This window comes from Deinococcus pimensis DSM 21231 (genome assembly GCF_000519345.1).
Classification (GTDB): domain Bacteria; phylum Deinococcota; class Deinococci; order Deinococcales; family Deinococcaceae; genus Deinococcus_A; species Deinococcus_A pimensis.
Map to the genome: position 1 here is coordinate 9,132 of NZ_KI912664.1, position 739 is coordinate 9,870.

General features: G+C 73.6%; 1 protein-coding gene. It reads left to right on the forward strand.

Annotated features, from left to right (window positions below):
- Window positions 1-739 (forward strand): cytochrome P450 (locus tag DEIPI_RS32315; RefSeq protein WP_045234634.1); only part of this gene is annotated, 739 nt, incomplete at both ends.

Genomic DNA, 739 nt, shown 5'->3' on the forward strand with positions numbered 1-739 from the left:
CGTGGAGGCGCTCGCGCCGCGCATCGCGGAACTCGTCGACGAGCTCCTGTCGGGCTTCCGGGGCGGGCGCGGTGACCTCGTGCACGACTTCGCGGAGCCGCTGCCCGTCATCGTCATCGCGGAGATCCTCGGGATTCCCGCCTCGGACCGCGCGGCCTTCAAACGCTGGTCGGACGCGGTCGTGACGGGCGACCCCAGCGGCAGCCGCGAGATGGCCGCGTACTTCACGCGGCTCATCGAGGGCCGCCGCGACGACCCGACCGGCCCGGACCTCATCAGCGCGCTGCTGCGCGCCGAGCTCGGCGCGGACGACGAGGCCGCCGGGCGCCGCCTCACCGGGCAGGAACTGCTGGGCTTCTGCATGCTGCTGCTCGTCGCGGGCAACGAGACCACCACCAACCTGCTCTCGAACGCCGTGCAGACCCTCAGCGAGCATCCGGACACGCGGGACGCCGCCGCGCAGGACCCCGCGCTGTGGCCCGCCACCGTGGAGGAGGTGCTGCGCTTCCGCTCGCCCGTGCAGTCCATGTTCCGCGTCACCACGACCGACGTGCCGATGGGCGGGCAGGTCATCCCGGCGGGCTCGTGGACGGTCGCGTGGATCGGGTCCGCCAACCGTGACGACGCCGTCTTCGCGGAGCCCGACCGCTTCGACCCGCGCCGCAGCCCGAACCGGCACCTCGCGTTCGGGCACGGCATTCACTTCTGCCTCGGCGCGCCCCTCGCCAGGCTGGAGGCC